A 26,348-nucleotide genomic window follows, 5' to 3' on the forward strand; every position below is an offset into this window, starting at 1 on the left:
AAACGCCCCACTAGGGGGCGTTTTGAGTGGTTATCCACAGTGTAAATCAGGCAGTTGCTTTGGTAGCTGCTTCGATCTTACGCGTGATGTACCACTGTTGGGCGATCGACAGGCAGTTGTTCACTACCCAGTACAGTACCAGACCGGCCGGGAACCACAGGAAGAAGAAGGTGAAGATGATTGGCATCAGCTTCATCACCTTGGCCTGCATCGGATCCGGAGGCGTCGGGTTCAACTGCTGCTGGATGAACATGGTTGCACCCATGATGATCGGCAGAATGAAGAACGGATCCTTGATCGACAGGTCAGTAATCCACAGCATGAATGGCGCCTGGCGCATTTCCACGCTTTCCAGCAGAACCCAGTACAGCGAAAGGAAAACCGGCATCTGCACCAGGATTGGCAAGCAGCCACCCAGTGGATTGATCTTCTCTTTCTTGTACAGCTCCATCATGGCTTGCGACATTTTCTGCCGGTCTTCGCCATGTTGCTCTTTCAGCGCGGCCAGTTTCGGTGCCACTGCACGCATGCGCGCCATGGATTTGTAGCTGGCGGCCGACAGCGGGAAGAAAATCCCCTTGATCAGCATGGTCAGGAAGATGATCGAGAAGCCCCAGTTACCAACCAGTGCGTGGATATGTTGCAGCAACCAGAAGATTGGCTGGGCAATGAACCACAGAATGCCGTAGTCGACGGTCAGTTCCAGACCTGGGGATAACTGTTTCAGCACAGCCTGGCTTTTTGGACCTGCGTACAGAACGGCGCTGGTTTCAACTTTGGCACCTGGCGCTGCGGTCAGAGAAGGACCGGTGTAGCCGATGATGTAGTTGCCTTTGCTGTCTTTACGGGTCTGGACGACGTTGTTTTCGCCCTTGGCCGGAATCCATGCGGTCACGAAATAGTGCTGCAACCAGGCAACCCAGCCACCGCTGACGGTTTCTTTCAGCTGAGCCTTGTCCATGTCCTTCATCGACACTTTCTTGTACGGCTCGTTACTTGTCCACAGGGCGGCGCCCAGGTAAGTCGCGGTGCCGGTGGCAGTGCTGGAAGAAGGATCGGAACTGGCGTCACGCTTCAGTTGCGCGAACATTGCACCGGACCAGGGCTGAGCGCTCTGGTTGTCGATCAGGTAGGAAACGGTTACGTCATACAGGCCACGTTTCAGGGTGAAACGCTTGATGTAGTTGACGCCGTCCTTGCTGAACTTCAGGTCTACGACCAATTGGTCCTGACCGTCAGCCAGTTGATAAATCTTCTTCTCGGAGGAGTAAACCGGACGACCGGCAGGACTTGCGTCCGGACCGTTGGTGCCGATCAGGCCGCTCTGAGCCAGATAAGTCCGCTCGTTGCCGTTATCGAACAACTGGAATGGAATTTCCGGATGGTCCTGGCGACGTGGATACAGCGGCAGCGTCAACTGGGCAACATCGCCACCTTGTGGATCGATGGCCAGGTTGAGCACATCCGTTTTGATCTGGATGAGGTCTTTGCTTGCAGCCACTGGCGTTTCAGCAGGTGCAGTTGCACTGGTATCGCTTGCGGCGCGCGGGATGTCGTCACTGGCGGAAGCATTATTGCCAGTCGCCGTATCCGGTAGACCCGGTGCGGTAGTACTGGAAGCAACATTCTGAGTCGGCAGGGCAGCCTGGCCATAGTCCTGGTTCCATTTAAGAACCATAACGTAGGACACGATTGCCAGGGCGACGATCAGGATCGTGCGTTTGATATCCATGATTACTCGGCCATCGAAGAAGAACGGGAGGTAGGGATAGGTGGAACCGGGTCATAACCACCGGGATTCCACGGATGACAGCGACCTAAACGACGAAAGGTCAGCCAGCCACCGCGCAGAAGGCCATGATTTTCTATGGCTTCTAACGCGTAGCAGGAACAACTGGGGTAGAAACGACAGTGATTGGCCATCAGGGGACTAATGGCATAGCGATAAAACTGGATCGGAACGAGTGCCAGTTTACGCATCGGGACTGTCTACCCCTACAGTTTCGGCTTTGACCGCTGGTACCGGCTTGCTGCGTGCCAGACGTTTCCAGAGTTTGCCGAAATGCTGAATCAATTCGGGGTTTTCTACGTCACCCAAACCTTTGCGCGCGACGATAACAATGTCCCAACCGACCAGTGAATCCTGGTTCAGGCGAAACGATTCGCGCATCAGACGTTTGAGGCGATTGCGCTCGACGGAGAGCTTTACGCTCTTTTTCCCGATAACCAGCCCGAGACGGGGGTGATCAAGATCGTTATTGCGCGCAAGGAGCAGGAGATTTTTCCCCGGAACCTTGCCGGTAGGGGAGTCAAAGACTGCCTTGAAATGCCGGGGAGTAAGCAGACGCTTATCCCGACTGAAGTCCTGACTCACCTCCAGTGCCGGATTATCAAACTGCCAGACGCGCACGACCTTTGGCGCGACGACGCGACAGGACGGCACGACCGTTCTTGGTAGCCATGCGAGCACGGAAACCGTGGGTACGAGCGCGTTTGATAGTGCTTGGTTGGAAAGTACGTTTCATTGTCGTGTTACCTGGTTCGTCCACAACGGGCCGGAATGGCCCCCGTTTTAAGAGACCGGGGATTCTAGAGAAAGCAAGCCTCTAGGTCAATTTCCAACCAACGTTTCCTTATAAATAGATCTCCAGAGGATTTGCTCGTCCGCAGGTCGTTCGCTAGATATAGAAATAAAGAAGGGAATTATTTAAAGCTTTTCTGTAAAGCTTGTAAAAGCTAGGCACGCGATCATCTGTGGATAACTGCCTTAAGCCCTTAAAAACCGTGATGTACAGAGAATGACAACTACAGTGGAAAACGGTGATCAGCCTGTGCTGCGCTATCGGATAAGCTGTGTGTGGAAAGGTCAGTTATCCACAGGCAGGTTATCCACCGAGTTTCGCCCCCACTTGTCCAGTGCCCTCATGGGCGGTTATCCACAGAGCTTATGCACATACCGTTGGTCTTCTTTTTGAGGGTTAACGCGTTGATAATTCATGCCCTGTGCGCAACCTGCATGTGGATAAGTGGGCGTCTGGCCGCTACAATGACCGCTTGTTTTTGCCTCACCGGCTTTCAACTTAGGGGATATCCGTGTCAGTGGAACTTTGGCAGCAGTGCGTGGAGCTTTTGCGCGATGAGCTGCCTGCCCAACAATTCAACACTTGGATCCGCCCGCTACAGGTCGAAGCCGAAGGCGACGAGTTGCGTGTCTACGCACCGAATCGTTTTGTTCTCGACTGGGTCAACGAAAAGTACCTGGGCCGCGTCCTTGAACTGCTGGATGAGCACGGCAATGGCATGGCGCCGGCGCTTTCCTTATTAATAGGCAGCAAACGCAGTTCGGCACCACGTGCGGCACCCAATGCCCCGTTGGCCGCAGCGGCGTCCCAGGCTCAGGCGGCGGCCGCACCGGTCAGCGCTCCAGCCCCTGCTCCGGCGGCGGCACCGACCAAGCGTTCGACGCAAAAAGTTGCCGAGGTCAGTGAAGAGCCGTCCCGCGACAGCTTCGACCCTATGGCCGGCGCCAGTTCGCAACAGGCCCCGGTTCGTTCCGAGCAGCGCACGGTGCAGGTCGAAGGCGCGCTCAAGCACACCAGCTACCTGAACCGCACTTTCACCTTCGAGAACTTCGTCGAAGGTAAGTCCAACCAACTGGCACGGGCTGCGGCCTGGCAGGTGGCGGACAACCCCAAGCACGGTTACAACCCGCTCTTCCTTTATGGTGGCGTCGGTTTGGGTAAAACCCACTTGATGCACGCTGTGGGTAACCACCTATTAAAGAAGAACCCGAATGCCAAGGTCGTGTACCTGCATTCGGAGCGTTTCGTGGCCGACATGGTCAAGGCGCTGCAGTTGAACGCGATCAACGAGTTCAAGCGCTTCTACCGTTCGGTGGATGCGTTGCTGATCGATGACATTCAGTTCTTCGCTCGCAAGGAACGTTCGCAGGAAGAGTTTTTCCACACCTTCAACGCCCTGCTCGAAGGTGGCCAGCAGGTCATTCTCACCAGTGACCGCTATCCGAAAGAAATTGAAGGCCTTGAAGAACGCCTTAAATCCCGCTTTGGCTGGGGCCTGACGGTTGCCGTCGAGCCGCCGGAGCTGGAAACCCGTGTAGCGATCCTGATGAAAAAGGCCGACCAGGCCAAAGTCGATCTGCCACACGACGCGGCATTCTTCATCGCCCAGCGTATTCGCTCCAACGTCCGTGAGCTGGAAGGCGCGCTCAAACGCGTGATCGCCCACTCGCACTTTATGGGTCGCGACATCACCATCGAGTTGATTCGCGAATCCCTGAAAGACTTGTTGGCGTTGCAAGATAAACTGGTCTCTGTGGATAACATTCAGCGCACCGTCGCTGAGTATTACAAGATCAAGATCTCCGACCTGCTGTCCAAGCGTCGTTCACGCTCGGTAGCACGTCCGCGTCAGGTCGCTATGGCGTTGTCCAAGGAATTGACCAACCACAGCCTGCCGGAAATCGGCGATGTGTTTGGCGGCCGCGACCACACGACTGTTTTGCACGCCTGCCGCAAGATCAACGAGCTTAAGGAATCCGACGCGGACATCCGCGAGGACTACAAGAACCTGCTGCGTACACTGACCACTTGATGAACACCAGCGCAGCTTATTAAGGCAAGGGACTAGACCATGCATTTCACCATTCAACGCGAAGCCCTGTTGAAACCCCTGCAACTGGTCGCAGGCGTCGTCGAGCGCCGACAGACCTTGCCGGTGCTTTCCAACGTGCTGCTGGTTGTCGAAGGCCAGCAACTGTCGCTGACCGGTACCGACCTGGAAGTCGAGCTGGTCGGTCGTGTGCAACTCGAAGAGCCTGCAGACCCGGGTTCCATCACTGTGCCTGCGCGCAAGCTGATGGACATCTGCAAGAGCCTGCCAAACGACGCGCTGATCGACATCAAGGTCGATGAGCAGAAGCTCGTGGTGAAGGCCGGCCGTAGCCGCTTCACCCTGTCGACCCTGCCGGCCAACGACTTCCCGACGGTGGAAGAAGGCCCGGGTTCGCTGACCTGCAGCCTTGAGCAAAGCAAACTGCGTCGCCTGATCGAACGCACCAGCTTCGCCATGGCGCAGCAGGACGTGCGTTATTACCTCAACGGCATGCTGCTGGAAGTCTCGGCCGGGATCATCCGCGCCGTGGCGACCGACGGTCACCGTCTGGCCATGTGCTCGATGCAGGCCGATATCGGTCAGCCGGATCGTCATCAGGTCATCGTGCCACGCAAAGGTATCCTGGAACTGGCACGTCTGCTGACCGAACCGGACGGCAACGTCAGCATCGTGCTGGGCCAGCACCACATCCGTGCCACCACCGGCGAGTTCACCTTCACCTCGAAACTGGTTGACGGTAAATTCCCTGACTACGAGCGCGTTCTGCCTAAAGGCGGCGACAAGCTGGTACTCGGCGATCGCCAGGCCCTGCGTGAAGCGTTCAGCCGTACCGCGATTCTGTCCAACGAGAAGTACCGCGGCATCCGTCTGCAGCTGGCCAACGGTCAGCTGAAGATCCAGGCGAACAACCCGGAGCAAGAGGAAGCGGAAGAAGAAGTGGGCGTTGAGTACAACGGCGGCTCTCTGGAAATCGGCTTCAACGTGAGCTATCTGCTCGACGTATTGGGCGTGATGACCACCGAGCAGGTTCGCCTGATCCTGTCCGACTCCAACAGCAGTGCGCTGGTGCAAGAGTCCGACAACGACGACTCGGCTTACGTTGTCATGCCGATGCGTCTGTAATCATGCTCAGCAGAAGCTAGATGTCCTTAAGTCGCGTCTCGGTCACCGCGGTGCGCAATCTGCACCCGGTGACCTTCTCCCCCTCCCCCCGAATCAACATTCTTTACGGCGCTAACGGCAGCGGCAAAACCAGTGTTCTGGAAGCCATTCATCTGCTGGGGCTTGCCCGTTCGTTTCGTAGCACCCGCCTGTTGCCAGTTATTCAGTACGAACAATTGGCGTGCACAGTATTTGGCCAGGTCGAATTGGCCGAGGGTGGGCACAGCGCATTGGGGATATCTCGCGATCGTCAGGGAGAGTTCCAGATACGTATCGACGGGCAGAACGCCCGTAGTGCGGCACAACTGGCGGAGATTCTGCCGCTGCAGTTGATCAACCCGGACAGCTTCCGCCTGCTGGAAGGCGCGCCGAAGATTCGCCGGCAGTTTCTCGACTGGGGTGTGTTCCACGTGGAACCGCGATTTATGTCTACGTGGCAGCGCTTGCAGAAGGCCTTGCGCCAGAGAAACTCTTGGCTGCGGCATGGTACACTTGACGCCGTTTCGCAAGCGGTTTGGGACAGGGAACTGTGCCAGGCCAGCGATGAAATAGATGAATACCGCCGCGCTTACATCAAAGCCTTGAAACCAGTCTTTGAACAGACCTTGAGCGAACTGGTTGAGCTTGAGGGCTTGACGCTCAGCTATTACCGAGGCTGGGACAAAGACCGTGAGTTGAGTGCAGTGCTCGCTGGATCCCTTCAGCGGGATCAGCAAATGGGTCATACCCAGGCCGGACCACAACGGGCTGATTTGCGTCTCCGATTAGGCGCACATAACGCCGCGGACATTTTGTCCCGTGGTCAGCAGAAGTTGGTGGTCTGTGCATTGCGGATTGCCCAAGGGCACTTGGTCAGCCAGGCCCGACGCGGCCAGTGTATTTATCTGGTGGATGACTTGCCGTCCGAACTGGACGAGCACCACCGTCGCGCGCTTTGTCGCTTGCTGGAAGACTTACGCTGCCAGGTTTTTATCACCTGTGTAGATCACGAATTATTGAGGGAAGGCTGGCAGACGGAAACGCCAGTCGCTTTGTTCCACGTGGAACAGGGCCGTATCACCCAGACCCACGACCATCGGGAGTGAAGGCATTGAGCGAAGAAAATACGTACGACTCAACGAGCATTAAAGTGCTGAAAGGCCTGGATGCCGTACGCAAACGTCCCGGTATGTACATTGGTGACACCGACGATGGCAGCGGTCTGCACCACATGGTGTTCGAGGTGGTCGATAACTCGATCGACGAAGCTTTGGCCGGCCACTGCGACGACATCAGCATCATCATCCACCCGGATGAATCCATCACTGTTCGCGACAACGGTCGTGGCATCCCGGTAGACGTGCATAAAGAAGAAGGCGTTTCGGCGGCCGAGGTCATCATGACCGTGTTGCACGCCGGCGGTAAGTTCGACGACAACTCCTACAAGGTTTCCGGTGGTCTGCACGGTGTAGGTGTATCGGTGGTTAACGCCCTGTCCGAAGAACTGGTCCTGACCGTTCGCCGCAGCGGCAAGATCTGGGAACAGACCTACGTCCACGGTGTTCCGCAAGAACCGATGAAAATCGTTGGCGACAGCGAATCCACCGGTACCCAGATTCACTTCAAGCCTTCGGCTGACACCTTCAAGAACATCCACTTCAGCTGGGACATCCTGGCCAAGCGGATTCGCGAACTGTCCTTCCTCAACTCCGGTGTCGGCATCGTCCTCAAGGACGAGCGCAGCGGCAAGGAAGAGTTGTTCAAGTACGAAGGTGGTCTGCGTGCATTCGTTGAATACCTGAACACCAACAAGACTGCGGTCAACCAGGTGTTCCACTTCAACATCCAGCGTGAAGACGGCATCGGCGTGGAAATCGCCCTGCAGTGGAACGACAGCTTCAACGAGAACCTGTTGTGCTTCACCAACAACATTCCACAGCGCGATGGCGGTACTCACCTGGTGGGTTTCCGTTCGGCACTGACGCGTAACCTGAACACCTACATCGAAGCTGAAGGCCTGGCGAAGAAGCACAAAGTCGCCACCACCGGTGACGATGCCCGCGAAGGCCTGACGGCGATCATTTCGGTGAAAGTGCCGGATCCGAAGTTCAGCTCCCAGACCAAAGACAAGCTGGTGTCTTCCGAAGTGAAGACCGCGGTCGAACAGGAAATGGGCAAGTACTTCTCCGACTTCCTGCTGGAAAACCCGAACGAAGCCAAGCTGGTCGTCGGCAAGATGATCGACGCGGCGCGTGCGCGTGAAGCGGCGCGTAAAGCCCGTGAGATGACCCGTCGTAAAGGCGCGCTGGACATCGCCGGTCTGCCGGGCAAACTGGCGGACTGCCAGGAAAAAGACCCTGCCCTTTCCGAACTGTACCTCGTGGAAGGTGACTCTGCTGGCGGCTCCGCCAAGCAGGGACGTAACCGCAAGACCCAGGCCATCCTGCCATTGAAGGGCAAGATCCTGAACGTCGAGAAGGCGCGCTTCGACAAGATGATCTCTTCGCAAGAAGTGGGCACCTTGATCACCGCGCTAGGCTGTGGCATCGGTCGCGACGAGTACAACATCGACAAGCTGCGTTATCACAACATCATCATCATGACCGATGCTGACGTCGACGGTTCGCACATCCGTACCCTGCTGCTGACCTTCTTCTTCCGTCAGCTGCCGGAGCTGATCGAGCGTGGCTACATCTACATCGCTCAGCCGCCGCTGTACAAAGTGAAGAAAGGCAAGCAAGAGCAATACATCAAAGACGACGACGCCATGGAAGAGTACATGACGCAGTCGGCCCTGGAAGATGCGAGCCTGCACCTGAACGAAGAAGCCCCGGGTATCTCCGGTGAAGCTCTCGAGCGTCTGGTGAATGACTTCCGTCTGGTGATGAAGACCCTCAAGCGCCTGTCGCGCCTGTACCCGCAGGAACTGACCGAGCACTTCATCTACCTGCCAGCCGTGAGCATGGAGCAACTGTCCGATCACGCAGCGATGCAGGATTGGCTGGCTCAGTACGAAGTTCGCCTGCGCACCGTCGAGAAGTCCGGCCTGGTCTACAAGGCCAGCCTGCGCGAAGACCGTGAACGTAACGTCTGGCTGCCAGAGGTCGAACTGATCTCCCACGGCCTGTCGAACTACGTCACCTTCAACCGCGACTTCTTCGGCAGCAACGATTACAAGACCGTCGTTTCCCTGGGCGCTCAACTGAGCACCCTGCTGGACGATGGCGCTTATATCCAGCGTGGCGAACGCAAGAAAGCCGTCACCGAATTCAAGGAAGCCCTTGAATGGTTGATGGCTGAAAGCACCAAGCGTCATACCATCCAGCGATACAAAGGTCTGGGCGAGATGAACCCTGATCAGCTGTGGGAAACCACCATGGATCCGGGCTCGCGCCGCATGCTCAAAGTGACCATCGAAGACGCCATCGGCGCCGACCAGATCTTCAACACCCTGATGGGTGATGCGGTCGAACCTCGCCGTGACTTCATCGAAAGCAACGCCTTGGCGGTGTCCAACCTGGACTTCTGATCCGGCAGGACCGCTAAAACAAAAAAGGCCAACGCTATGCGTTGGCCTTTTTTATTGATCGAAGGAATGTAACAGCTGTTCACTCGCTGGCAGTCGCTACGCTCTCAAGCCGATACCCATACCCGTAAATCGTCAGCAGTTGCCAACCGCGATCAGCCGTCAGACCCAGCTTGTTGCGCAGGCGATAAATATGAGTATCCAGAGGCCGGGAGGACACGATTTCTTCATGGGTCCAAAAGCGCTCATACAAGTATTCACGGGACAAAGGTCGGCCCAGATTGGCGAACAGGCAGCGGGCGAGACGGTATTCCCGTTCGGTCAGGCTGATGGGGGTGCAGGCACGGGTGACAGTGAGTTCGGCGTCGTCGAATTCGAGGTCATTGAATGTGAGTATTTCGGTGGCTGCCGCGCGTTGCAGTCCATGCCGACGAAGCACGGCGCTCACCCGAGCCATCAGCTCGTTAGGACGAAACGGTTTGCTCACGTAATCGTCGGCTCCGGCGTTCAAGGCCTGGACGATATCGCTTTCGGTATCGCGACTGGTGAGCATGATCGCGGCCGGTGGTGAGTCCATGTGTTCCCGGGTCCAGCGCAACAACGACAGACCGCTGATGTCGGGCAATTGCCAGTCGAGGATCAGCAGATCGAAAGTTTCCCGGCGAAGTTGCCGTAACAGGTCCTCTCCCCGCTCGAAACTGTGCAACGTCCACGCCTGCTCCCCCGTGACGGGGATCTGTCGCAGTGTCTGTTCCACCCGGCGGAGTTCGGCGGGTTCGTCATCCAGTATTGCGACACGCATGCCGAGTGCTTCCTTCATCTCGTAAGTGCAACGGTTAAGAAAATTCCTGCGGGAGTTTAGGCTGATTGATTGAATCTGAACAATTGTGGCGAATTGCTGTGAACTTCCCAAGTGTGGATACGCTGATATCACTTAGCCGGTAGGCGATGAATTATCGGCAGAATGCTCCAGAGGGACTGTGGGAAAAAATGCGTCTAAAGATTATCTTTAACGGGTTTACAAGATTAACAGCGTTGATGTTGGCCGCGGGTCTCGGATTGGGATGCACCACGGTCCAGTCAATATCTGTCATCGAGCAGAATGTTGCACCGCGTTACTTCGGCCCTGCAGAGACGAACACGGTGATGGGCGACTCGCCAGGCTTTGCTCCGGTGCACTCCGCACAGGTGGAAGCCGCCCAGCTCGACATTCGTTCGGCGCAACAACGTTGGGTGTTTTAGGCGCCTTCAGTCAATTCTGAACAAATATTGAGAATGACCGCGCAAGGTCGCTTATGCCGGTAAATTCGTTTTCGCTGAGCGGCACAGGGGCATTGGGATGTGCTCCGACGCAGGGAGCGTCAATGCCAAACTGCAGGACCGTCGATCGCCGGTTTTCGGCGGGTCTGCAGTTCAGGGGAAAACACATGGAGTGCCTGCTCAGTTCTGACACAGGGATGTGTCATCTCATTTCCTTTGCGCCCATGGCTATCTGCCAGAGCATCCGGTCAGGTATCGTGCGTCAGCGCGGGCGTTTCCCGGCATGATTTGTATAAGAGCATAAAAGCCAATCCATGAACCTCATGACCTTATTGCTCCCACGCCGTTCTGGCGTTTGTCTTTTACTGGTTGCCGGGTTGATGGAATTGTTCACCCAGAGTGCATCGGCGGCTGCCGCCTCGGCAAAACGTCTGCCTTATATCGATGATAATCAACAATGTCGCGGCCAACCGCTGCCCGCGACTGTCGAACATCTGACTGGCGAAGCCTGGAAGCTGGATGCCAAAGGTAAACAGACGCCACTGCAGGAAGGCATGCCGATCGACGAGCAGGAAGGCATCAAGACCTCGCCTTCGGCGTTTGTCAGCCTTTCCCTGGGCGATGGCTCGCGGGTAGTGCTGCCTTCCAGCTCCCAGATCACGCTACACCTCAATGAAGAACATTCGATCCCTCAGGTTATCCTCGAGCAGGGTCAGGTCGAGTCGTATGTAATCAAGCGTGCCAGCGACCATGATCGTTTTCAGATCGTCACGCCGGTCGGTGTACTGGGCGTACGGGGTACGCACTTCCGGGTGCGCAACGATGATGGTGGCCAGGCATTACTGGAAGTGCTGAACGGGCAAGTGGCGGTCAATCGTGATGAGGAACTGTCGCGCCCCCGCTCTGCCCGCTCCACTGCCAAACGGACTCAGGGCCCTGAGGATGATGAAGTCCAGGTCATGGCCCGTCAGGGTTTGCGTATTCAGAAACAAGGCACGTTGACGCCAATCGACTTGTTACCTGCCCCACGTTTGTTGGGGCAGGCCGGTCAAACGGGTAATGTGCCTGTCTGGCAATTGATCATGAAGCCCATCGAAGGCGCCACGCGTTATCGGGCGCAAGTGGCCACCGACGCGGCCTTTCTGGACATCAAGCAAGAGCAGTTTTCCAGCACGCCCGAGGTCAAATTCAGCGGGTTGAAGGCGTTGTTCTACCATGTTCGCCTGTCGGCGTATGACGCTCAGGGGTTAGAAGGAGAGACCGGGGTGTATGACATTTTCTATTACCCCAGGACCACGCGTGTCCAATAGCGCCCTGGCCGACGACCGATGAAGGGCCGCCCAAGGAAGGACGGCCGCGAGCCGACCCAGGCTCAGCGGCTGTTTCGGCGGATGGTCCGCGAGTGGCTGTGGGTCAGCCTGATCCTGTTGCCGCTGACGGCAGTGCTGTCCATGACCCATGGCCTGGTCTTGAGCAATCTGCTGTATGACAACCTGCGTCGGCTGAGCCCGCTGCCGGTGGACCCACGAATACTCATCGTCACGATCGATGACTACAGCTTGCAGCAGCTAGGCAAATGGCCTTGGTCGCGGGCCATGCACGCGCAGTTGCTTGATCGGCTAGGCGCTGCGAACGCCAAAGGCATTCTGTTCGACGTGATTTTCAGCGAGCCCGATAGCCATCCCGGCAACGATCAGCTTCTGGCCCAGGCGGCCTGCCGTGCCGGAAATGTCTTCGTGCCGTTGCTGCGTGAAGGCGTGGCGCGTTATGGACAGCCTTTGGGGGAAATTGAACCGGTGGCGCCACTGAGCCATTGCGTCAAAGGCATCGGGCACATCAATGCCCAAGCGGATGCCGACGGGATCGTGCGCAGTGTGTATTTAAGCGAAGGACCGGCACAACAAACACGCGCGCAACTGGCCTGGCTGCTGTACGAACAGACCCTTGCCGACAAGGAGAATGTACCGATGCCCGGGACCCCGGCCCTGCCGTCGACGCAAGGCTGGCAGCGAGCCCACAAAATACGGATTCCTTTCATCCGTTCCGATGCGGGTTTTCCCAGTGTGCCCTACGTCAGCGTCTTGCGCGGTGAAGTCCCGCCCGAATTGCTGCGCGATCGCTTGATCCTGATCGGCTCCACCGCTCCAGGTTTGGGGGACCGTTACGTGACACCGCAATCGGCGAGCATGGGCACCACCCCGGGCATCGAAATTCAGGCAAATATCCTCAATGGGTTGCTGCAACAGCGCAACATTGTGGCTCTCGATGAACGTTTGGCGGCGTTGTTATCGGTGGTGATTGTCGGTGAGTTGCTGGGCCTTATGCTGGTGCGTCCGCGTCGCGCGTTATGGCTGACCCTGGGGGCAATGGCGGTCGCGCTGCTGGGTTCGAGCCTGCTGTTGCGTCTTGGTTGGTGGTGGTCACCGGCCGCGAGTCTGCTGGGTATGCTGTTGGGTTACCTGATCTGGAATTGGCGAAGGCTGAATGCGGTGCTCGCCTATTTCGGCTGGGAACTGGCGCGTCTGGACAGCGAGCCGAAAGTGTTTCCCGAACGCCGCCGGACCCAGGCCCCGGCTGGCGATGTGCTGCAAGGGCAAATCGTCGCGCTGGAACAGGCCATGAGCCGGACACGTGACACCCGGCGTTTCATTGCCGATGGCCTTGAGTACTTGCCGGTGGCGACGCTGATCAGCGATCCGAATGGGCGCATTCTGTTGGCCAACCGTAAGGCTCGGGAGATATTTTCCAGCAGCCTGGTGGGCGAGGAGATGCTCGAGCAACTGAGCGAGTTGGGTTACCCGGTGCCGTCCGATGGAACGCTGCCGGCGTTGTCGACCCTGGAGCTGCTGGAGTTTCGTGACACTCAGGCACGCAGCCTGCGTCTGGACCTGGCGCCGCTGTTGCCGGCCGAAGGCGACTCGGTGATTGGCTGGTTACTGAGCCTCACTGACTTGAGCGTCGAACGGGACGCCGAGGAGCAGCGGGCTGTGTTGCTGCGTTTTCTGTCTCATGACCTGAGGGCCCCCCACTCGGCGATTCTGGCTTTGCTCGACGTTCAGCGGCATCAGATGTCTGGCGACACTCAAGTGTTCAGTCAGATCGAGTTACAAGTGCGCAAGGCGCTGAACCTGACCGAGGCCTTTGTGCAGTTGGCAAAGGCTGAATCCGAGGCCTATCAGTTTCAGCCGAGTATGTTCGCGATGTTGCTGCTCGATACCTTCGACCAGGCCTCGAGCATCGCTCATCTGAAGAGCATTCAGTTGCTGCATGACCTCGACGAAGATGCTGAAGCGCTGGTCCTGGCCGATCAGTCGTTACTGACACGGGCACTGTTCAACCTGCTGGAAAACGCCATCAAGTACAGTCCGGCGGGTTCGCGGATCACCGTGCGGGTGAGTTGTACCGAGGGTTGGTTAACGTGCGAGATCGCCGACCAGGGCCGAGGGATTGCCGTCGAAGAGCTTCCCGAGCTGTTCAGTCAGTATCGACGCTTTGCATCGGCTCACGGCAGTGACGGCCTGGGGTTGGGGTTGTCCATGGTCAAGGCGGTGGTGGATCGTCATGGCGGGCGGATTTCCTGTCATAGCGTGGTGGGACAAGGCACGACGTTCAGTGTCCAGCTACCCCTTTTGAGCGAGTGAGCCTGATCATTTTTACAGGCATAAAAAAACCGGCTATATCAGCCGGTTTTTTTACGTCCGAAAAAAACTTATGCACGTTTTCCGAAGTTTTATTTGCTTAAGAAATATGTATGAAAATCAAAAGCTTAAAAACTAAATACAGCGATTTTCAACAAAACGGTACACAGGTTATCCACAGAACTTCAGACAGTCACTTGGTCGGTCGCACTCGGTGCTGCCGGGGCTGCTGGCAGCGAACCCATTTCGCGCTGCATCTGTTCGTTCCAGGCCTGCACCCGGTCATTCAGGTCGGCGATGGCCCGTGGCCCGCTACCCTCGGCGTACATCGGGGCGCCGATGATCACGGTGATCACGCCCTGCTTTTTGGCCCAACCGGTTTTTGGCCAGAACTTGCCGGCATTGTGTGCAATTGGCAGCACGGGCAATGACGCATTGACGGCCAACGCGGTGCCGCCTCGGGAGAACTTGCCGATGGTGCCGTAGGGAACGCGAGTCCCCTCCGGGAAAATCAGCACCCAGACATTGTCCTTGAGCAGTTCATCGCCCTTCTTCGCTACATGCTTGAGCGCGGCTTTCGGGTTGTCGCGGTCGATGGCGATCGGCCGCAGCATGGCCATGGCCCAGCCGAAGAACGGCACGTAGAGCAGTTCGCGCTTGAGCACCTGGCTCAACGGTTCGAAGTAGGCCGAGAGAAAGAACGTCTCCCAGGTGCTCTGGTGGTTGGACTGAATCACGCAGGGCTGTTCAGGCACATTCTCGGCGCCCTTCACTTCGTAGCGAATACCCAGAAAGACTTTGCTCAGCCACAAGGCGCAGCGGCACCAATACACGTTGATAAAGCGATAACGCGCCTTGAACGGCAGAAACGGCGCGATAAAAAAGCTCAGGGTGCACCAGAGCAACGAACTGGTGCCCAGCAGCAGGTAAAAGAGGAAAGTTCTGATGGCCTGCAGTATCGACATGGCGACATTTACCGTTGCGGGCACTGCCCGCCTATTCAAGCGCACTCCCGATCAGTCCTTGGCCAGGATGTCAGAAGAGCCTTAGTTGTGGATAAGTTCTGCGGCAATCGCCGCCAGATCGTCAAAAATCAAGGTGCCTGCCGGTAGGGTCTTGCCCTGAGTCTTTTCGCCTTTCCCGGTCTTTACCAAAACTGGCTGACAGTCGACGGCTTTGGCGGCCTCTAGGTCACCGAGAGTATCGCCGACGAACCATAGATTCGTCAGCGAAACGTTGTAATGCGCGGCGATGGTTTTCAACATCCCGGGTTTTGGCTTGCGGCAATCGCAGCCATCGTCTGGCCCGTGCGGGCAATAGACGATCAGACCGACTTCGCCGCCCTGCTCTGCCACCAACTCGCGCAAGCGAGCGTGCATGGTCTCCAGGGTGGCGATGTCGTAATAGCCGCGAGCGATGCCCGACTGGTTGGTGGCGACCGCCACCGTCCAGCCGGCCTTGCTCAACTGCGCGATCGCTTCGATCGAACCGGGGAGTGGAATCCACTCCTCCACCGACTTGATGTACGCGTCGGAGTCGTAATTGATCACCCCGTCCCGATCGAGAATCAGCAGTTTCAACAGCAGCTCCTCAGCCCAGCAACGAAATGTCGGCGACGCCGAGGAACAACCCACGCAGACGCGCCAGCAGCGCATAGCGGTTGGCTCGCACCTTGGCGTCTTCGGCGTTGACCATCACGGCCTCGAAGAACGCATCCACTGGTTCGCGCAATGCGGCCAGACGCGCCAGCGATTCGCTGTACTGACGGGCAGCAGCCATTGGCTGCACAGCCTGGTCTGCCTGCTGGATCGCCGAATACAGCGAGAACTCGTTGGCGTTGTCGAAGTACTTGGCTTCAACGACCGTCGGCACGGAGCCTTCGACTTTGCTCAGCAGGTTCGACACGCGCTTGTTCACGGCGGCCAGGGCAGCGGCTTCCGGCAATTTGCGGAACGCTTCTACCGCTTGTACACGCTGGTCGAAGTCCAGGGCCGAACCCGGCTTCAGGGCACGTACCGACAGGTAGGTCGCGACGTCCACGCCTTCGTCTTCGTAACGGGCACGCAGACGGTCGAAGATGAACTCCAGCACGGCATCATTAAGCCCGGCAGCCTTGACCTTGGCACCGAACGCATTCACGGCGAAGGCCACGGCGTCGTTCAGGTCGAGGTCGAGCTTCTTGTCGATCAGGATCCGCAACACACCCAGCGCGGCGCGGCGCAGGGCATACGGGTCTTTGCTGCCGGTCGGCAGCATGCCGATACCGAAAATGCCCACCAGGGTGTCGAGCTTGTCGGCAATGGCCACGGCCGCACCGGTCAGGGTGGTCGGCAGTTCAGCGCCGGCACCGCGCGGCATGTACTGCTCGTTCAGCGCCAGGGCGACGTCTTCCGGCTCGCCGTCGTTGAGGGCGTAGTAGTAACCGGCGACACCTTGCATCTCCGGGAACTCACCGACCATCTCGGTCGCCAGGTCGCACTTGGACAGCAGGCCGGCACGCGCCGCCCAGGAAGCATTGCCGCCGATGCGAGCGGCGATGTAGGCCGCCAGCTTCGACACGCGCTCGGCCTTGTCGTAGACGCTGCCGAGTTTTTCCTGGAACACCACGTTCTGCAGACGCAGATTGAATTCTTCGAGTTTTTGCTTCTTGTCTTGCTTGAAGAAGAACTCGGCGTCGGTCAGGCGTGGGCGAACCACTTTCTCGTTACCGGCGATGATCTGCTGTGGATCCTTGCTTTCGATGTTGGCCACGGTAATGAAACGAGGCAGCAACTTGCCGTCGGCATCCAGCAGGCAGAAGTACTTCTGATTGTCCTGCATGGTGGTGATCAGCGCTTCTTGCGGCACGTCGAGGAAACGTTCTTCGAACGAGCACACCAGCGGCACCGGCCATTCAACCAGCGCGGTCACTTCGTCGAGCAGGTTTGGCGGCACGATGGCCGTACCTTCCTGCATCGTCGCCAGTTCTTCGGTGCGCTTGCTGATCAGCTCGCGACGCTCGTTGGCGTCGGCCAGTACATAAGCAGCGCGCAGATCGTTCAGGTAGTTGGCCGGCGAGGTGATGCGCACGCTTTCAGGGTGGTGGAAGCGGTGACCACGGGAATCGCGGCCGGCCTTCTGGGCGAGGATGGTGCAGTCGATGACGTGGTCACCGAGCAGCATCACCAACCATTGGGTCGGACGAACGAATTCTTCCTTGCGAGCACCCCAGCGCATGCGCTTGGGGATCGGCAGGTCGTTCAGGGAATCTTCGACGATGGTCGGCATTAGGCTCGCGGTCGGCTTGCCGGCGATGCTTTGGCTGTAGCGCAGCTTCGGGCCGCTCTGATCGATTTCGCTCAGTTCTACACCGCACTTCTTGGCGAAGCCCAGGGCTGCTTGAGTCGGGTTGCCTTCGGCATCGAACGCTGCCTGGCGTGGCGGGCCGTCGAGGTTGATGCTGCGATCCGGCTGCTGGGTCGCCAGCGCGGTAATCAGCACGGCCAGACGACGCGGCGCGGCGTAGACGGTTTTGCTCTCGTAGTTCAGGCCAGCGGCTTGCAGGCCTTTGTCGATACCGGCCAGGAATGCCTCGGCCAGGGTGTTCAGGGCTTTGGGTGGCAGTTCTTCGGTGCCCAGTTCAACCAGAAAATCTTGAGCACTCATTGTGCAGCCTCCAGCTTGGCCAGTACTTCATCACGCAGGTCCGGGGTCGCCATCGGGAAGCCGAGCTTGGCGCGAGCCAGCAGATAGGCTTGCGCGACGGAACGCGCCAGGGTGCGTACACGCAGAATGTATTGCTGACGCGCGGTCACCGAGATCGCCCGGCGCGCATCCAGCAGGTTGAAGGTGTGGGAAGCCTTCAACACCATTTCGTAGCTCGGCAACGGCAGCGGCTGGTCGAGTTCGATCAGGCGCTTGGCTTCGCTTTCATAGAAGTCGAACAGTTCGAACAGTTTCTCGACGTTGGCGTGTTCGAAGTTGTAGGTCGACTGCTCCACTTCGTTCTGGTGGAACACGTCGCCGTAGGTCACCTTGCCGAACGGACCGTCAGCCCAGACCAGGTCGTAGACCGAGTCCACGCCTTGCAGGTACATGGCCAGACGCTCCAGACCGTAAGTGATCTCGCCCGTCACCGGGTAGCACTCGATGCCGCCCGCTTGCTGGAAGTAAGTGAACTGAGTCACTTCCATGCCGTTGAGCCAGACTTCCCAGCCCAGACCCCAGGCGCCCAGCGTTGGCGACTCCCAGTTGTCTTCGACGAAACGGATGTCATGCACCAGCGGGTCCAGACCCACGTGCTTGAGGGAGCCCAGGTACAGTTCCTGGAAGTTGTCCGGGTTCGGCTTCAGCACTACCTGGAACTGATAGTAGTGCTGCAGACGGTTCGGGTTTTCACCGTAGCGGCCGTCAGTCGGGCGACGACTGGGCTGCACATAAGCGGCGTTCCAGGTTTCCGGGCCAATGGCGCGCAGGAACGTGGCAGTGTGGAAAGTGCCGGCGCCTACTTCCATATCGTAGGGCTGAAGTACCACACAACCTTGCTCGGCCCAGTATTGCTGGAGGGCGAGGATCAAGTCTTGGAAGGTACGCACGGCTGGCGTAGGCTGGCTCACGAAATTCACCTGTTTCTTGGGCTGCGATTTAAAGAGCGGGAGTATACCCGATTCGGTCCTGCGCACGCCCCCTGGAGCCTTATGCCACGCTGCTTTTGGTTTACCGAAGATCCGCTGTACATGGCTTATCACGATCAGGAGTGGGGCACGCCGCTACGCGATGCGCAGGGATTGTTCGAGTTGCTTTTGCTCGAAGGGTTCCAGGCCGGGCTTTCCTGGATCACTGTATTGCGCAAGCGAGAGCGTTATCGCGAGGTGCTGTTCGGCTTCGACGTGCAGCGCGTGGCGCAGATGAGCGATGCGGAAATCGATGAACTGATGCTCGATCCGGGGATCATCCGCAATCGTCTCAAACTCAACGCAGCCCGGCGCAATGCCCAGGCCTGGCTGGAGCTGGAAGACCCGGTGGCGTTTCTCTGGTCGTTCGTCGGCGGCACGCCGGTGATCAATCATTTCAAGGATCGCAGTGAAGTGCCGGCGGTGACACCGGCCGCCATCGAGATGAGTAAAGGCCTGAAAAAAGCCGGCTTCACGTTCGTCGGCCCGACCATTTGTTACGCGCTGATGCAGGCTTCAGGCATGGTCATGGATCACACTCTGGATTGCGATCGCTACGCCACGTTGGCGAACGGCGGTTAGAATAGCCGCCTCGCGCACAGCACAAGATCAGGAGTGACCTGTGGATAAGTTTAAAGGCGCCTTGCTGGTAGGCGCTCTGCGGCTGTTTGCCCTACTGCCATGGCGGGCAGTGCAGGCGGTGGGTTCGGCGATTGGCTGGATCATGTGGAAAACCCCCAACCGTTCCCGCGACGTGGTGCGGATCAACCTCGCCAAGTGCTTTCCGCAGATGGACCCGGCCGAGCGTGAGCGTCTGGTGGGTCAAAGCCTGAAAGACATCGGCAAGTCTCTGACTGAAAGCGCCTGCGCGTGGATCTGGCCGGCCCAGCGTTCCATTGAACTGGTGCGCGAAGTCGAAGGCCTCGACGTTTTGAAAGAGGCGTTGGCGTCCGGTAAAGGCGTGGTTGGCATCACCAGCCACTTGGGCAACTGGGAAGTGTTGAACCACTTCTATTGCAGCCAGTGCAAACCGATCATTTTCTACCGTCCGCCAAAACTGAAGGCGGTGGATGAGTTGCTGCGCAAGCAGCGGGTGCAATTGGGTAACCGCGTGGCGGCTTCCACCAAGGAAGGCATCCTCAGCGTGATCAAGGAAGTGCGCAAGGGGGGCGCGGTAGGCATTCCGGCTGACCCGGAACCGGCCGAATCCGCCGGGATCTTCGTGCCGTTCTTCGCCACTCAGGCCCTGACCAGCAAATTCGTGCCGAACATGCTCGCCGGTGGCAAAGCGGTCGGCGTGTTCCTGCATGCCCTGCGGCTGCCGGACGGTTCGGGTTACAAAGTGATCCTCGAAGCCGCGCCAGAGGCCATGTACAGCACCGATACCGAAACCTCCTGCGCGGCCATGAGCCAGGTAGTCGAGCGCTACGTGCGGGCTTATCCGAGCCAGTACATGTGGAGCATGAAGCGCTTCAAGAAGCGTCCGCCGGGTGAAGAACGCTGGTATTGAGGTTGCTGTGGATAACTCCGCAGGCTGCGATCTATTGATCTTGGCCTGCGTTACCGCTGATCAGTGCGCCTGACGTTCAAGCTTTTTCAGAAACACCGTCATCTCCTTCTCCGCCTGTTTGTCGCCATGGGCGCGGGCAGCTTCCAGACCCTGCTCCCAGGCCTGTCGCGCCGCCGCGTAATCCGCCAGCGCCAGATGGGCCTTGCCCAAGAGCTTCCAGGCTGCCGAATACTTCGGATCGAACTCGACGCAGCGCTGGAAATGCTCTGCGGCCTTGGCGTTTTCCCCAAGATCCAGATAACCCTTGCCCAGGCCGAAGCGCAGCAATGAGTTATCCACACCCTTGGCGAGCATTTTTTCCAGGGATTCGATCATTGGGTGGCACCTCTGGTTTTTTGGGGGAGTTCGAAATCGCCTTCGCGGGCAAGCCTCGCTCCTACACGGTTCAGTCGTTCGCATAATAGCTGGACGGCTCAAACCTGTAGGAGCGAGGCTTGCCCGCGAAGAGGCCTTCGGATCAGAAGAAGCTCAACCCCACATGGAACAGCTTCTCCACATCCCGAATATGCTTCTTATCCACAAGGAACAGAATCACATGGTCGCCGGTTTCGATCACGGTGTCGTCGTGGGCGATGATCACTTCTTCATCGCGGATGATCGCGCCGATGGTGGTGCCCGGTGGCAGGCCGATGTTTTCGATGGCCTTGCCGATCACCTTGCTCGACTTCGCATCGCCGTGGGCAATCGCCTCGATGGCTTCCGCCGCGCCCCTGCGCAGTGAGTGCACGCTGACAATATCCCCGCGCCGGACGTGGGCCAGCAAGGTGCCGATGGTCGCCAGTTGCGGACTGATGGCGATGTCGATGTCGCCGCCCTGGATCAGGTCGACGTAGGCCGGGTTGTTGATGATCGTCATCACCTTCTTCGCGCCCAGGCGCTTGGCCAGCAGCGAAGACATGATATTGGCTTCATCATCGTTGGTCAGGGCCAGGAAAATATCGGCGTCGGCGATGTTCTCTTCCAGCAACAGATCCCGGTCTGAAGCACTGCCCTGCAACACCACGGTGCTGTCGAGGTTGTCCGAGAGGTAGCGGCAGCGGGCCGGGTTCATCTCGATGATCTTCACCTGGTAACGGCTTTCGATGGCCTCGGCCAGGCGTTCACCGATCTGCCCGCCACCGGCGATGACGATGCGTTTGTAGCTTTCATCGAGGCGGCGCATTTCGCTCATCACTGCGCGAATGTTCGCTTTGGCGGCGATGAAAAACACTTCGTCGTCAGCCTCGATCACCGTATCGCCTTGGGGCAGGATCGGCCGGTCACGACGGAAAATCGCCGCGACGCGGGTTTCGACATTCGGCATGTGTTCGCGTAACTGGCGCAATTGCTGGCCCACCAGCGGCCCGCCGTAGTACGCCTTGACCGCTACCAGCTGCGCTTTGCCTTCGGCGAAGTCGATCACCTGCAATGCGCCCGGATGCTGGATCAGGCGCTTGATGTAATTGGTGACTACTTGCTCCGGACTGATCAGCACGTCGACCGGAATCGCTTCGTTGTCGAACAGTTCGGCACGGGTCAGGTACGCGGCTTCGCGGACCCGGGCGATCTTGGTGGGGGTGTGGAACAGGGTGTGGGCGACCTGACAGGCGACCATGTTGGTTTCGTCACTGTTGGTCACGGCCACCAGCATGTCAGCGTCGTCGGCACCAGCCTGCCGCAGCACGGTCGGCAGCGAGCCGCGACCCTGCACGGTGCGGATGTCCAGCCGATCGCCGAGGTCGCGCAGGCGTTCGCCATCGGTGTCGACCACGGTGATGTCGTTGGCCTCGCTGGCCAAGTGTTCTGCCAGCGAACCGCCGACCTGCCCTGCGCCGAGGATGATGATCTTCATCCAGTCACTCCCTTAAACCCGGTTAACCGCGCGCGGCGGCAATCTTGATCAGCTTGGCGTAGTAGAACCCGTCGTGGCCGCCTTCCTGGGCCAGCAACTGGCGACCATGGGGCTGCTTGATGCCGGCCGCTGTGGCGAGGTCCAGTTCACGGGCGCCTGGCGTGCGGGCGAGGAACGCTTCGATGACTTCGGTGTTTTCGGTCGGCAGCGTGGAGCAGGTGGCGTAAAGCAGAATGCCGCCCACCTCCAGAGTTATCCACATGGCGTCGAGCAGTTCGCCCTGAAGCACCGCCAGTGCGGCGATGTCGTCGGGTTGGCGGGTCAGTTTGATATCCGGGTGACGGCGGATCACCCCGGTGGCCGAGCATGGCGCGTCGAGCAGAATGCGCTGGAACGGTTTGCCGTCCCACCAGGTGGCGGTGTCGCGACCGTCGGCGGCAATCAATTCTGCGCTCAGACCCAGGCGTGCGAGGTTTTCCCGCACCCGCACCAGACGCTTGGCTTCCAGATCCACAGCCACCACGCCGGCCAGTTTGGGCTCGGCCTCAAGGATGTGGCAGGTCTTGCCGCCCGGTGCGCAGCAGGCGTCCAGCACCCGTTGGCCCGGCGCGAGGTCCAGCAGATCGGCGGCCAATTGAGCGGCTTCGTCCTGCACGCTGATCCAGCCTTCGGCGAAACCCGGCAGGCTGCGCACGTCGGCAGCAGCATCGAGAATGATGCCGTCGCGACTATAAATGCAGGGCTTGGCGGCCACGCCAGCGTCACTCAGCAAGCCAAGGTAAGCGTCGCGAGTGTGATGACGACGGTTGACCCGCAGAATCATCGGCGGATGTGCGTTGTTCGCTGCGCAAATGGCTTCCCATTGTTCAGGCCAGAAGGCCTTGAGGGATTTTTGCAGCCAGCGCGGGTGGGCGGTGCGCACCACCGGGTCGCGTTCCAGCTCGGCCAGCAGCGCTTCGCTTTCCCGTTGGGCGCGGCGCAGTACGGCGTTGAGCAAGGCTTTGGCCCACGGCTTTTTCAGTTTGTCGGCGCAACCGACGGTTTCGCCGATGGCGGCGTGAGCCGGGACGCGGGTATAGAGCAGTTGATAAAGCCCCACCAGCAACAGCGCCTCGACATCGGCATCAGCCGCCTTGAACGGCTTTTGCAGCAGCTTGGCCGCCAACGCCGACAAGCGCGGCTGCCAGCGAGCCGTGCCGAACGCCAGGTCCTGGGTGAAGCCGCGATCGCGGTCTTCGACCTTGTCCATTTGTGTCGGCAGAGAACTGTTGAGTGAGGCTTTTCCGTTAAGAACTGCAGCAAGTGCCTTGGCGGCGGCCAGACGTGGGTTCATTGAGCGTCTGCCGTTTGACCGAGGACGGTGCCGACGGCGAATTTCTCACGACGGCTGTTGAACAAGTCGCTGAAGTTCAGTGCCTTGCCGCCGGGTAATTGCAGACGGGTCAGGCACAGCGCCTGTTCACCGCAGGCGACGATCAAGCCGTCCTTGCTGGCGCTGAGGATTTTCCCCGGTGCGCCCTGCCCTTCGGCCAGGCTTGCGGCCAACACTTTCAGCGCTTCGCCGTTCAGCGTGCTGTGGCAGATCGGCCATGGATTGAAGGCGCGGACCAGACGCTCCAGCTCAACCGCCGGGCGGTTCCAGTCGATGCGCGCTTCGTCCTTGTTCAATTTGTGTGCATAGGTGGCGAGGCTGTCGTCCTGCACTTCGCCTTCCAGTGTGCCCGCAGCCAGGCCGGCAATCGCCTGGATCACGGCCGGTGGGCCCATCTCTGCGAGGCGATCGTGGAGGCTGCCGCCGGTGTCTTCGGCGCTGATTGGCGTGGTGACCTTGAGCAGCATCGGTCCGGTATCGAGGCCGGCTTCCATGCGCATCACGGTCACGCCGCTTTCGCTGTCGCCCGCTTCAACGGCACGCTGGATCGGCGCCGCACCGCGCCAGCGTGGCAGCAAGGAGGCGTGGCTGTTGATGCAACCCAGGCGTGGGATATCCAGCACCACTTGCGGCAGGATCAGGCCGTAGGCGACCACCACCATCAAATCCGGTTTCAGCGCGGCCAGTTCCGCCTGAGCGTCTTCGTTGCGCAGGGTTGGCGGTTGCAACACCGGGATGTTGTGCTCCAGAGCCAATTGCTTGACCGGGCTTGGCATCAGCTTCTGCCCACGGCCCGCCGGACGGTCCGGTTGGGTGTAGACCGCAACGATCTCGTAAGGACTGCCCAGCAGGGCCTTGAGGTGTTCGGCGGCGAATTCCGGGGTGCCGGCAAAGACAATGCGCAGTGGCTCAGTCATGGAAGCTCTCAATTGCAAAGCATCTTGAAAAGAAAAAGGCTTGCCGCGGCAAGCCTTTGAAAGAAGGGCATCAAGCGTTCTGGCGGTGGAGCTTTTCCAGTTTCTTCTTGATCCGGTCGCGTTTGAGCGTGGACAGGTAATCGACGAACAACTTGCCGTTGAGGTGGTCGCATTCATGCTGGATGCACACGGCGAGCAAGCCTTCGGCGATCAGTTCGTAAGGCTGGCCGTCGCGGTCCAGGGCCTTGATCTTGACCTTTTGCGGGCGATCGACGTTTTCGTAGAAGCCTGGCACCGAGAGGCAGCCTTCCTGATACTGGCCCATCTCGTCGGTCAGGGTTTCGAACTCGGGGTTGATGAACACCCGCGGTTCGCTGCGGTCTTCGGAGAGGTCCATCACGACGATACGTTTGTGCACGTTGACCTGGGTAGCGGCGAGGCCGATGCCTGGCGCTTCATACATTGTTTCAAACATGTCATCGACCAACTGACGCACTTCGTCGTCCACTACGGCCACCGGTTTGGCGATAGTGCGCAGGCGCGAATCGGGGAATTCGAGGATGTCTAAAATGGCCATAAGCTTAATTGCTGCACGTGTGAGGTAAAGTCGGGTCGATGGCCTGGCGAGTCCGAAGATGCAGGCTACCGTTGTGAACGTAGCTTCCGGCTTTTCAATAATGAGCCGGAGGCGAGCCACGAGGGCTCTGGCGTTTCACGCGAACGTACATAATAAAGGGATTCACCGCATGAGGAAATCACTACTCGCCTTGCTCCTTCTGGCCTCGGCCGGTTTTGCGCATGGGCAAGTGCAACTCAGGGAAGGTTTTCCACAGCAATACACCGTGGTGGCAGGGGACACACTCTGGGACATTTCCGGCAAATACCTGCGTGAGCCGTGGCAGTGGCCGCAGCTTTGGCAAGCCAATCCACAGATTGAAAACCCCAATCTCATCTATCCCGGCGATACGCTGTCGCTGGTCTACGTCAACGGTCAGCCACGCCTGACCCTCAACCGCGGCGCTTCCCGGGGCACCATCAAGCTGTCGCCACGAGTCCGCAGTTCGCCGGTGGCCGACGCCATCCCGAGCATTCCGCTGAAGTCGATCAACAGTTTTCTGTTGAGCAATCGCATCGTCGACAAGGTCGAGGATTTCGACAAGGCGCCCTACATCGTTGCCGGAGATGCCGAACGGGTACTCAGCGGCACCGGCGATCGAATCTTCGCGCGTGGCCATTTCGATCCGGCACAACCGGTCTACGGCATCTTTCGTCAGGGCAAGGTCTACACCGATCCGCAGAGCAAGGAGTTCCTGGGGATCAACGCCGACGACATCGGTGGCGGCGAGATCATTGCCACTGAAGGTGACGTCGCCACCCTGGCCCTGCAACGCACCACTCAGGAGGTGCGACTCGGCGACCGGTTGTTCAGCGGCGAAGAGCGCTCGATCAATTCGACCTTCATGCCCAGTGCGCCAAGCACCGACATCAATGGCCTGATCATCGATGTGCCGCGTGGGGTCACCCAGATTGGCGCGCTGGATGTCGTCACGCTGAACAAGGGGCAGCGCGATGGCCTGGCCGAGGGCAATGTGCTGGTGGTGATGAAAACCGGCGAAACCGTGCGCGACCGGATCACCGGTCAGCCCTTGAAAATCCCCGACGAACGGGCCGGCCTGCTGATGGTATTCCGCACCTACGACAAGCTCAGCTACGGGCTGGTGCTCAACGCATCGCGCTCCTTGGCGGTGATGGACAAGGTGCGAAATCCTTAAGCCTGCTCACAAGTTACCAACAGAGTTATCCACAG

The 26,348-nt window shown here is 58.7% G+C and carries 23 protein-coding genes; 9 read left to right on the top strand and 14 right to left on the bottom strand.

Annotation, left to right across the window (positions count from 1 at the left end; translation table 11 throughout):
* Positions 1-46: 46 nt before the first annotated feature.
* Genes yidC through rpmH form a run of 4 tightly spaced genes read right to left on the bottom strand, consistent with a single transcriptional unit; the run spans position 47 to position 2,525 of the window.
* The gene (gene yidC / locus FFH90_RS01040; RefSeq protein ID WP_019580342.1) at positions 47-1,732 is read right to left on the bottom strand and encodes a membrane protein insertase YidC; all 1,686 of its coding nucleotides are present in this window, start codon (positions 1,730-1,732) and stop codon (positions 47-49) included.
* A gap of 2 nt (positions 1,733-1,734) precedes the next feature.
* Positions 1,735-1,980, bottom strand: a complete 246-nt coding sequence (gene yidD, locus FFH90_RS01045; protein WP_003213574.1) for a membrane protein insertion efficiency factor YidD — start codon at positions 1,978-1,980, stop codon at positions 1,735-1,737.
* Positions 1,973-2,374, bottom strand: coding sequence for a ribonuclease P protein component (gene rnpA, locus FFH90_RS01050; RefSeq protein WP_026286513.1), 402 nt, complete (start codon positions 2,372-2,374; stop codon positions 1,973-1,975). The genes yidD and rnpA overlap by 8 nt, the downstream gene beginning before the upstream one ends.
* 16 nt (positions 2,375-2,390) lie before the next feature.
* Positions 2,391-2,525 (bottom strand): 50S ribosomal protein L34, encoded by a 135-nt coding sequence (gene rpmH, locus FFH90_RS01055; RefSeq protein ID WP_003213577.1) that lies wholly within the window; start codon positions 2,523-2,525, stop codon positions 2,391-2,393.
* A gap of 568 nt (positions 2,526-3,093) precedes the next feature.
* On the opposite strand from rpmH, the gene dnaA reads away from it, so the two are divergent.
* The 4 genes from dnaA to gyrB are packed head-to-tail and all read left to right on the top strand — an operon-like array spanning position 3,094 to position 9,304.
* On the top strand, positions 3,094-4,614 hold the full coding sequence (dnaA, locus tag FFH90_RS01060) for a chromosomal replication initiator protein DnaA (protein ID WP_007934322.1): 1,521 nt from the start codon (positions 3,094-3,096) through the stop codon (positions 4,612-4,614).
* Positions 4,615-4,653: 39 nt separating this feature from the next.
* Positions 4,654-5,757, top strand: coding sequence for a DNA polymerase III subunit beta (gene dnaN, locus FFH90_RS01065; RefSeq protein ID WP_007903001.1), 1,104 nt, complete (start codon positions 4,654-4,656; stop codon positions 5,755-5,757).
* A 20-nt stretch (positions 5,758-5,777) separates the two neighbouring features.
* The gene (recF, locus tag FFH90_RS01070) at positions 5,778-6,881 is read left to right on the top strand and encodes a DNA replication/repair protein RecF (RefSeq protein ID WP_018927321.1); all 1,104 of its coding nucleotides are present in this window, start codon (positions 5,778-5,780) and stop codon (positions 6,879-6,881) included.
* A gap of 5 nt (positions 6,882-6,886) precedes the next feature.
* On the top strand, positions 6,887-9,304 hold the full coding sequence (gyrB, locus tag FFH90_RS01075) for a DNA topoisomerase (ATP-hydrolyzing) subunit B (RefSeq protein ID WP_007934319.1): 2,418 nt from the start codon (positions 6,887-6,889) through the stop codon (positions 9,302-9,304).
* Positions 9,305-9,383: 79 nt separating this feature from the next.
* On the opposite strand, the gene FFH90_RS01080 is transcribed toward gyrB, so the two are convergent.
* The gene (locus FFH90_RS01080; protein WP_138866565.1) at positions 9,384-10,103 is read right to left on the bottom strand and encodes a response regulator transcription factor; all 720 of its coding nucleotides are present in this window, start codon (positions 10,101-10,103) and stop codon (positions 9,384-9,386) included.
* 781 nt (positions 10,104-10,884) lie between these two features.
* Between FFH90_RS01080 and FFH90_RS01095 the strand changes: the two genes are divergently transcribed.
* Positions 10,885-11,871, top strand: a complete 987-nt coding sequence (locus FFH90_RS01095) for a FecR domain-containing protein (RefSeq protein WP_372240837.1) — start codon at positions 10,885-10,887, stop codon at positions 11,869-11,871.
* 18 nt (positions 11,872-11,889) lie between these two features.
* On the top strand, positions 11,890-14,202 hold the full coding sequence (locus tag FFH90_RS01100) for a CHASE2 domain-containing protein (RefSeq protein WP_138866568.1): 2,313 nt from the start codon (positions 11,890-11,892) through the stop codon (positions 14,200-14,202).
* Between the two features lie 182 nt (positions 14,203-14,384).
* Here the strand turns inward: FFH90_RS01100 and FFH90_RS01105 are convergent, their stop codons facing one another.
* The 4 genes from FFH90_RS01105 to glyQ all read right to left on the bottom strand — a co-directional run bounded on the left by FFH90_RS01105 (position 14,385) and on the right by glyQ (position 18,794).
* Positions 14,385-15,164 (bottom strand): 1-acyl-sn-glycerol-3-phosphate acyltransferase, encoded by a 780-nt coding sequence (locus FFH90_RS01105; protein WP_018927315.1) that lies wholly within the window; start codon positions 15,162-15,164, stop codon positions 14,385-14,387.
* A gap of 81 nt (positions 15,165-15,245) precedes the next feature.
* On the bottom strand, positions 15,246-15,785 hold the full coding sequence (gene gmhB, locus FFH90_RS01110; protein WP_167331188.1) for a D-glycero-beta-D-manno-heptose 1,7-bisphosphate 7-phosphatase: 540 nt from the start codon (positions 15,783-15,785) through the stop codon (positions 15,246-15,248).
* 4 nt (positions 15,786-15,789) lie between these two features.
* Positions 15,790-17,844: a glycine--tRNA ligase subunit beta gene (gene glyS, locus FFH90_RS01115; protein ID WP_018927313.1), complete on the bottom strand. Its 2,055-nt coding sequence runs from the start codon at positions 17,842-17,844 to the stop codon at positions 15,790-15,792.
* Positions 17,841-18,794: a glycine--tRNA ligase subunit alpha gene (gene glyQ / locus FFH90_RS01120; protein WP_003213601.1), complete on the bottom strand. Its 954-nt coding sequence runs from the start codon at positions 18,792-18,794 to the stop codon at positions 17,841-17,843. Before glyQ ends, glyS begins: the two co-directional genes overlap by 4 nt.
* An 81-nt stretch (positions 18,795-18,875) precedes the next feature.
* Between glyQ and tag the strand changes: the two genes are divergently transcribed.
* Together tag and FFH90_RS01130 are read left to right on the top strand one after the other, a co-directional pair.
* Positions 18,876-19,433: a DNA-3-methyladenine glycosylase I gene (tag, locus tag FFH90_RS01125; RefSeq protein ID WP_138866569.1), complete on the top strand. Its 558-nt coding sequence runs from the start codon at positions 18,876-18,878 to the stop codon at positions 19,431-19,433.
* A gap of 40 nt (positions 19,434-19,473) precedes the next feature.
* Positions 19,474-20,361 (top strand): lysophospholipid acyltransferase, encoded by an 888-nt coding sequence (locus FFH90_RS01130; protein ID WP_018927311.1) that lies wholly within the window; start codon positions 19,474-19,476, stop codon positions 20,359-20,361.
* A gap of 60 nt (positions 20,362-20,421) precedes the next feature.
* On the opposite strand, the gene FFH90_RS01135 is transcribed toward FFH90_RS01130, so the two are convergent.
* The 5 genes from FFH90_RS01135 to def form a co-directional block, all read right to left on the bottom strand.
* Complete coding sequence (locus tag FFH90_RS01135) at positions 20,422-20,736, bottom strand: tetratricopeptide repeat protein (RefSeq protein ID WP_018927310.1); 315 nt, start codon at positions 20,734-20,736, stop codon at positions 20,422-20,424.
* Positions 20,737-20,878: 142 nt separating this feature from the next.
* The gene (trkA, locus tag FFH90_RS01140) at positions 20,879-22,252 is read right to left on the bottom strand and encodes a Trk system potassium transporter TrkA (protein WP_018927309.1); all 1,374 of its coding nucleotides are present in this window, start codon (positions 22,250-22,252) and stop codon (positions 20,879-20,881) included.
* 22 nt (positions 22,253-22,274) lie between these two features.
* Complete coding sequence (gene rsmB, locus FFH90_RS01145) at positions 22,275-23,585, bottom strand: 16S rRNA (cytosine(967)-C(5))-methyltransferase RsmB (RefSeq protein WP_019580328.1); 1,311 nt, start codon at positions 23,583-23,585, stop codon at positions 22,275-22,277.
* Complete coding sequence (gene fmt / locus FFH90_RS01150; RefSeq protein WP_018927307.1) at positions 23,582-24,541, bottom strand: methionyl-tRNA formyltransferase; 960 nt, start codon at positions 24,539-24,541, stop codon at positions 23,582-23,584. Before fmt ends, rsmB begins: the two co-directional genes overlap by 4 nt.
* Positions 24,542-24,611: 70 nt before the next feature.
* A complete protein-coding gene (def, locus tag FFH90_RS01155) occupies positions 24,612-25,118 on the bottom strand; it encodes a peptide deformylase (protein ID WP_007941507.1) in 507 nt (168 codons plus the stop codon).
* A 169-nt stretch (positions 25,119-25,287) separates the two neighbouring features.
* Between def and FFH90_RS01160 the strand changes: the two genes are divergently transcribed.
* On the top strand, positions 25,288-26,313 hold the full coding sequence (locus FFH90_RS01160) for a LysM peptidoglycan-binding domain-containing protein (protein WP_018927306.1): 1,026 nt from the start codon (positions 25,288-25,290) through the stop codon (positions 26,311-26,313).
* Positions 26,314-26,348 lie beyond the last annotated feature (35 nt).

It is taken from the genome of Pseudomonas sp. ATCC 43928, assembly GCF_005938665.2.
Classification (GTDB): Bacteria; Pseudomonadota; Gammaproteobacteria; order Pseudomonadales; family Pseudomonadaceae; genus Aquipseudomonas.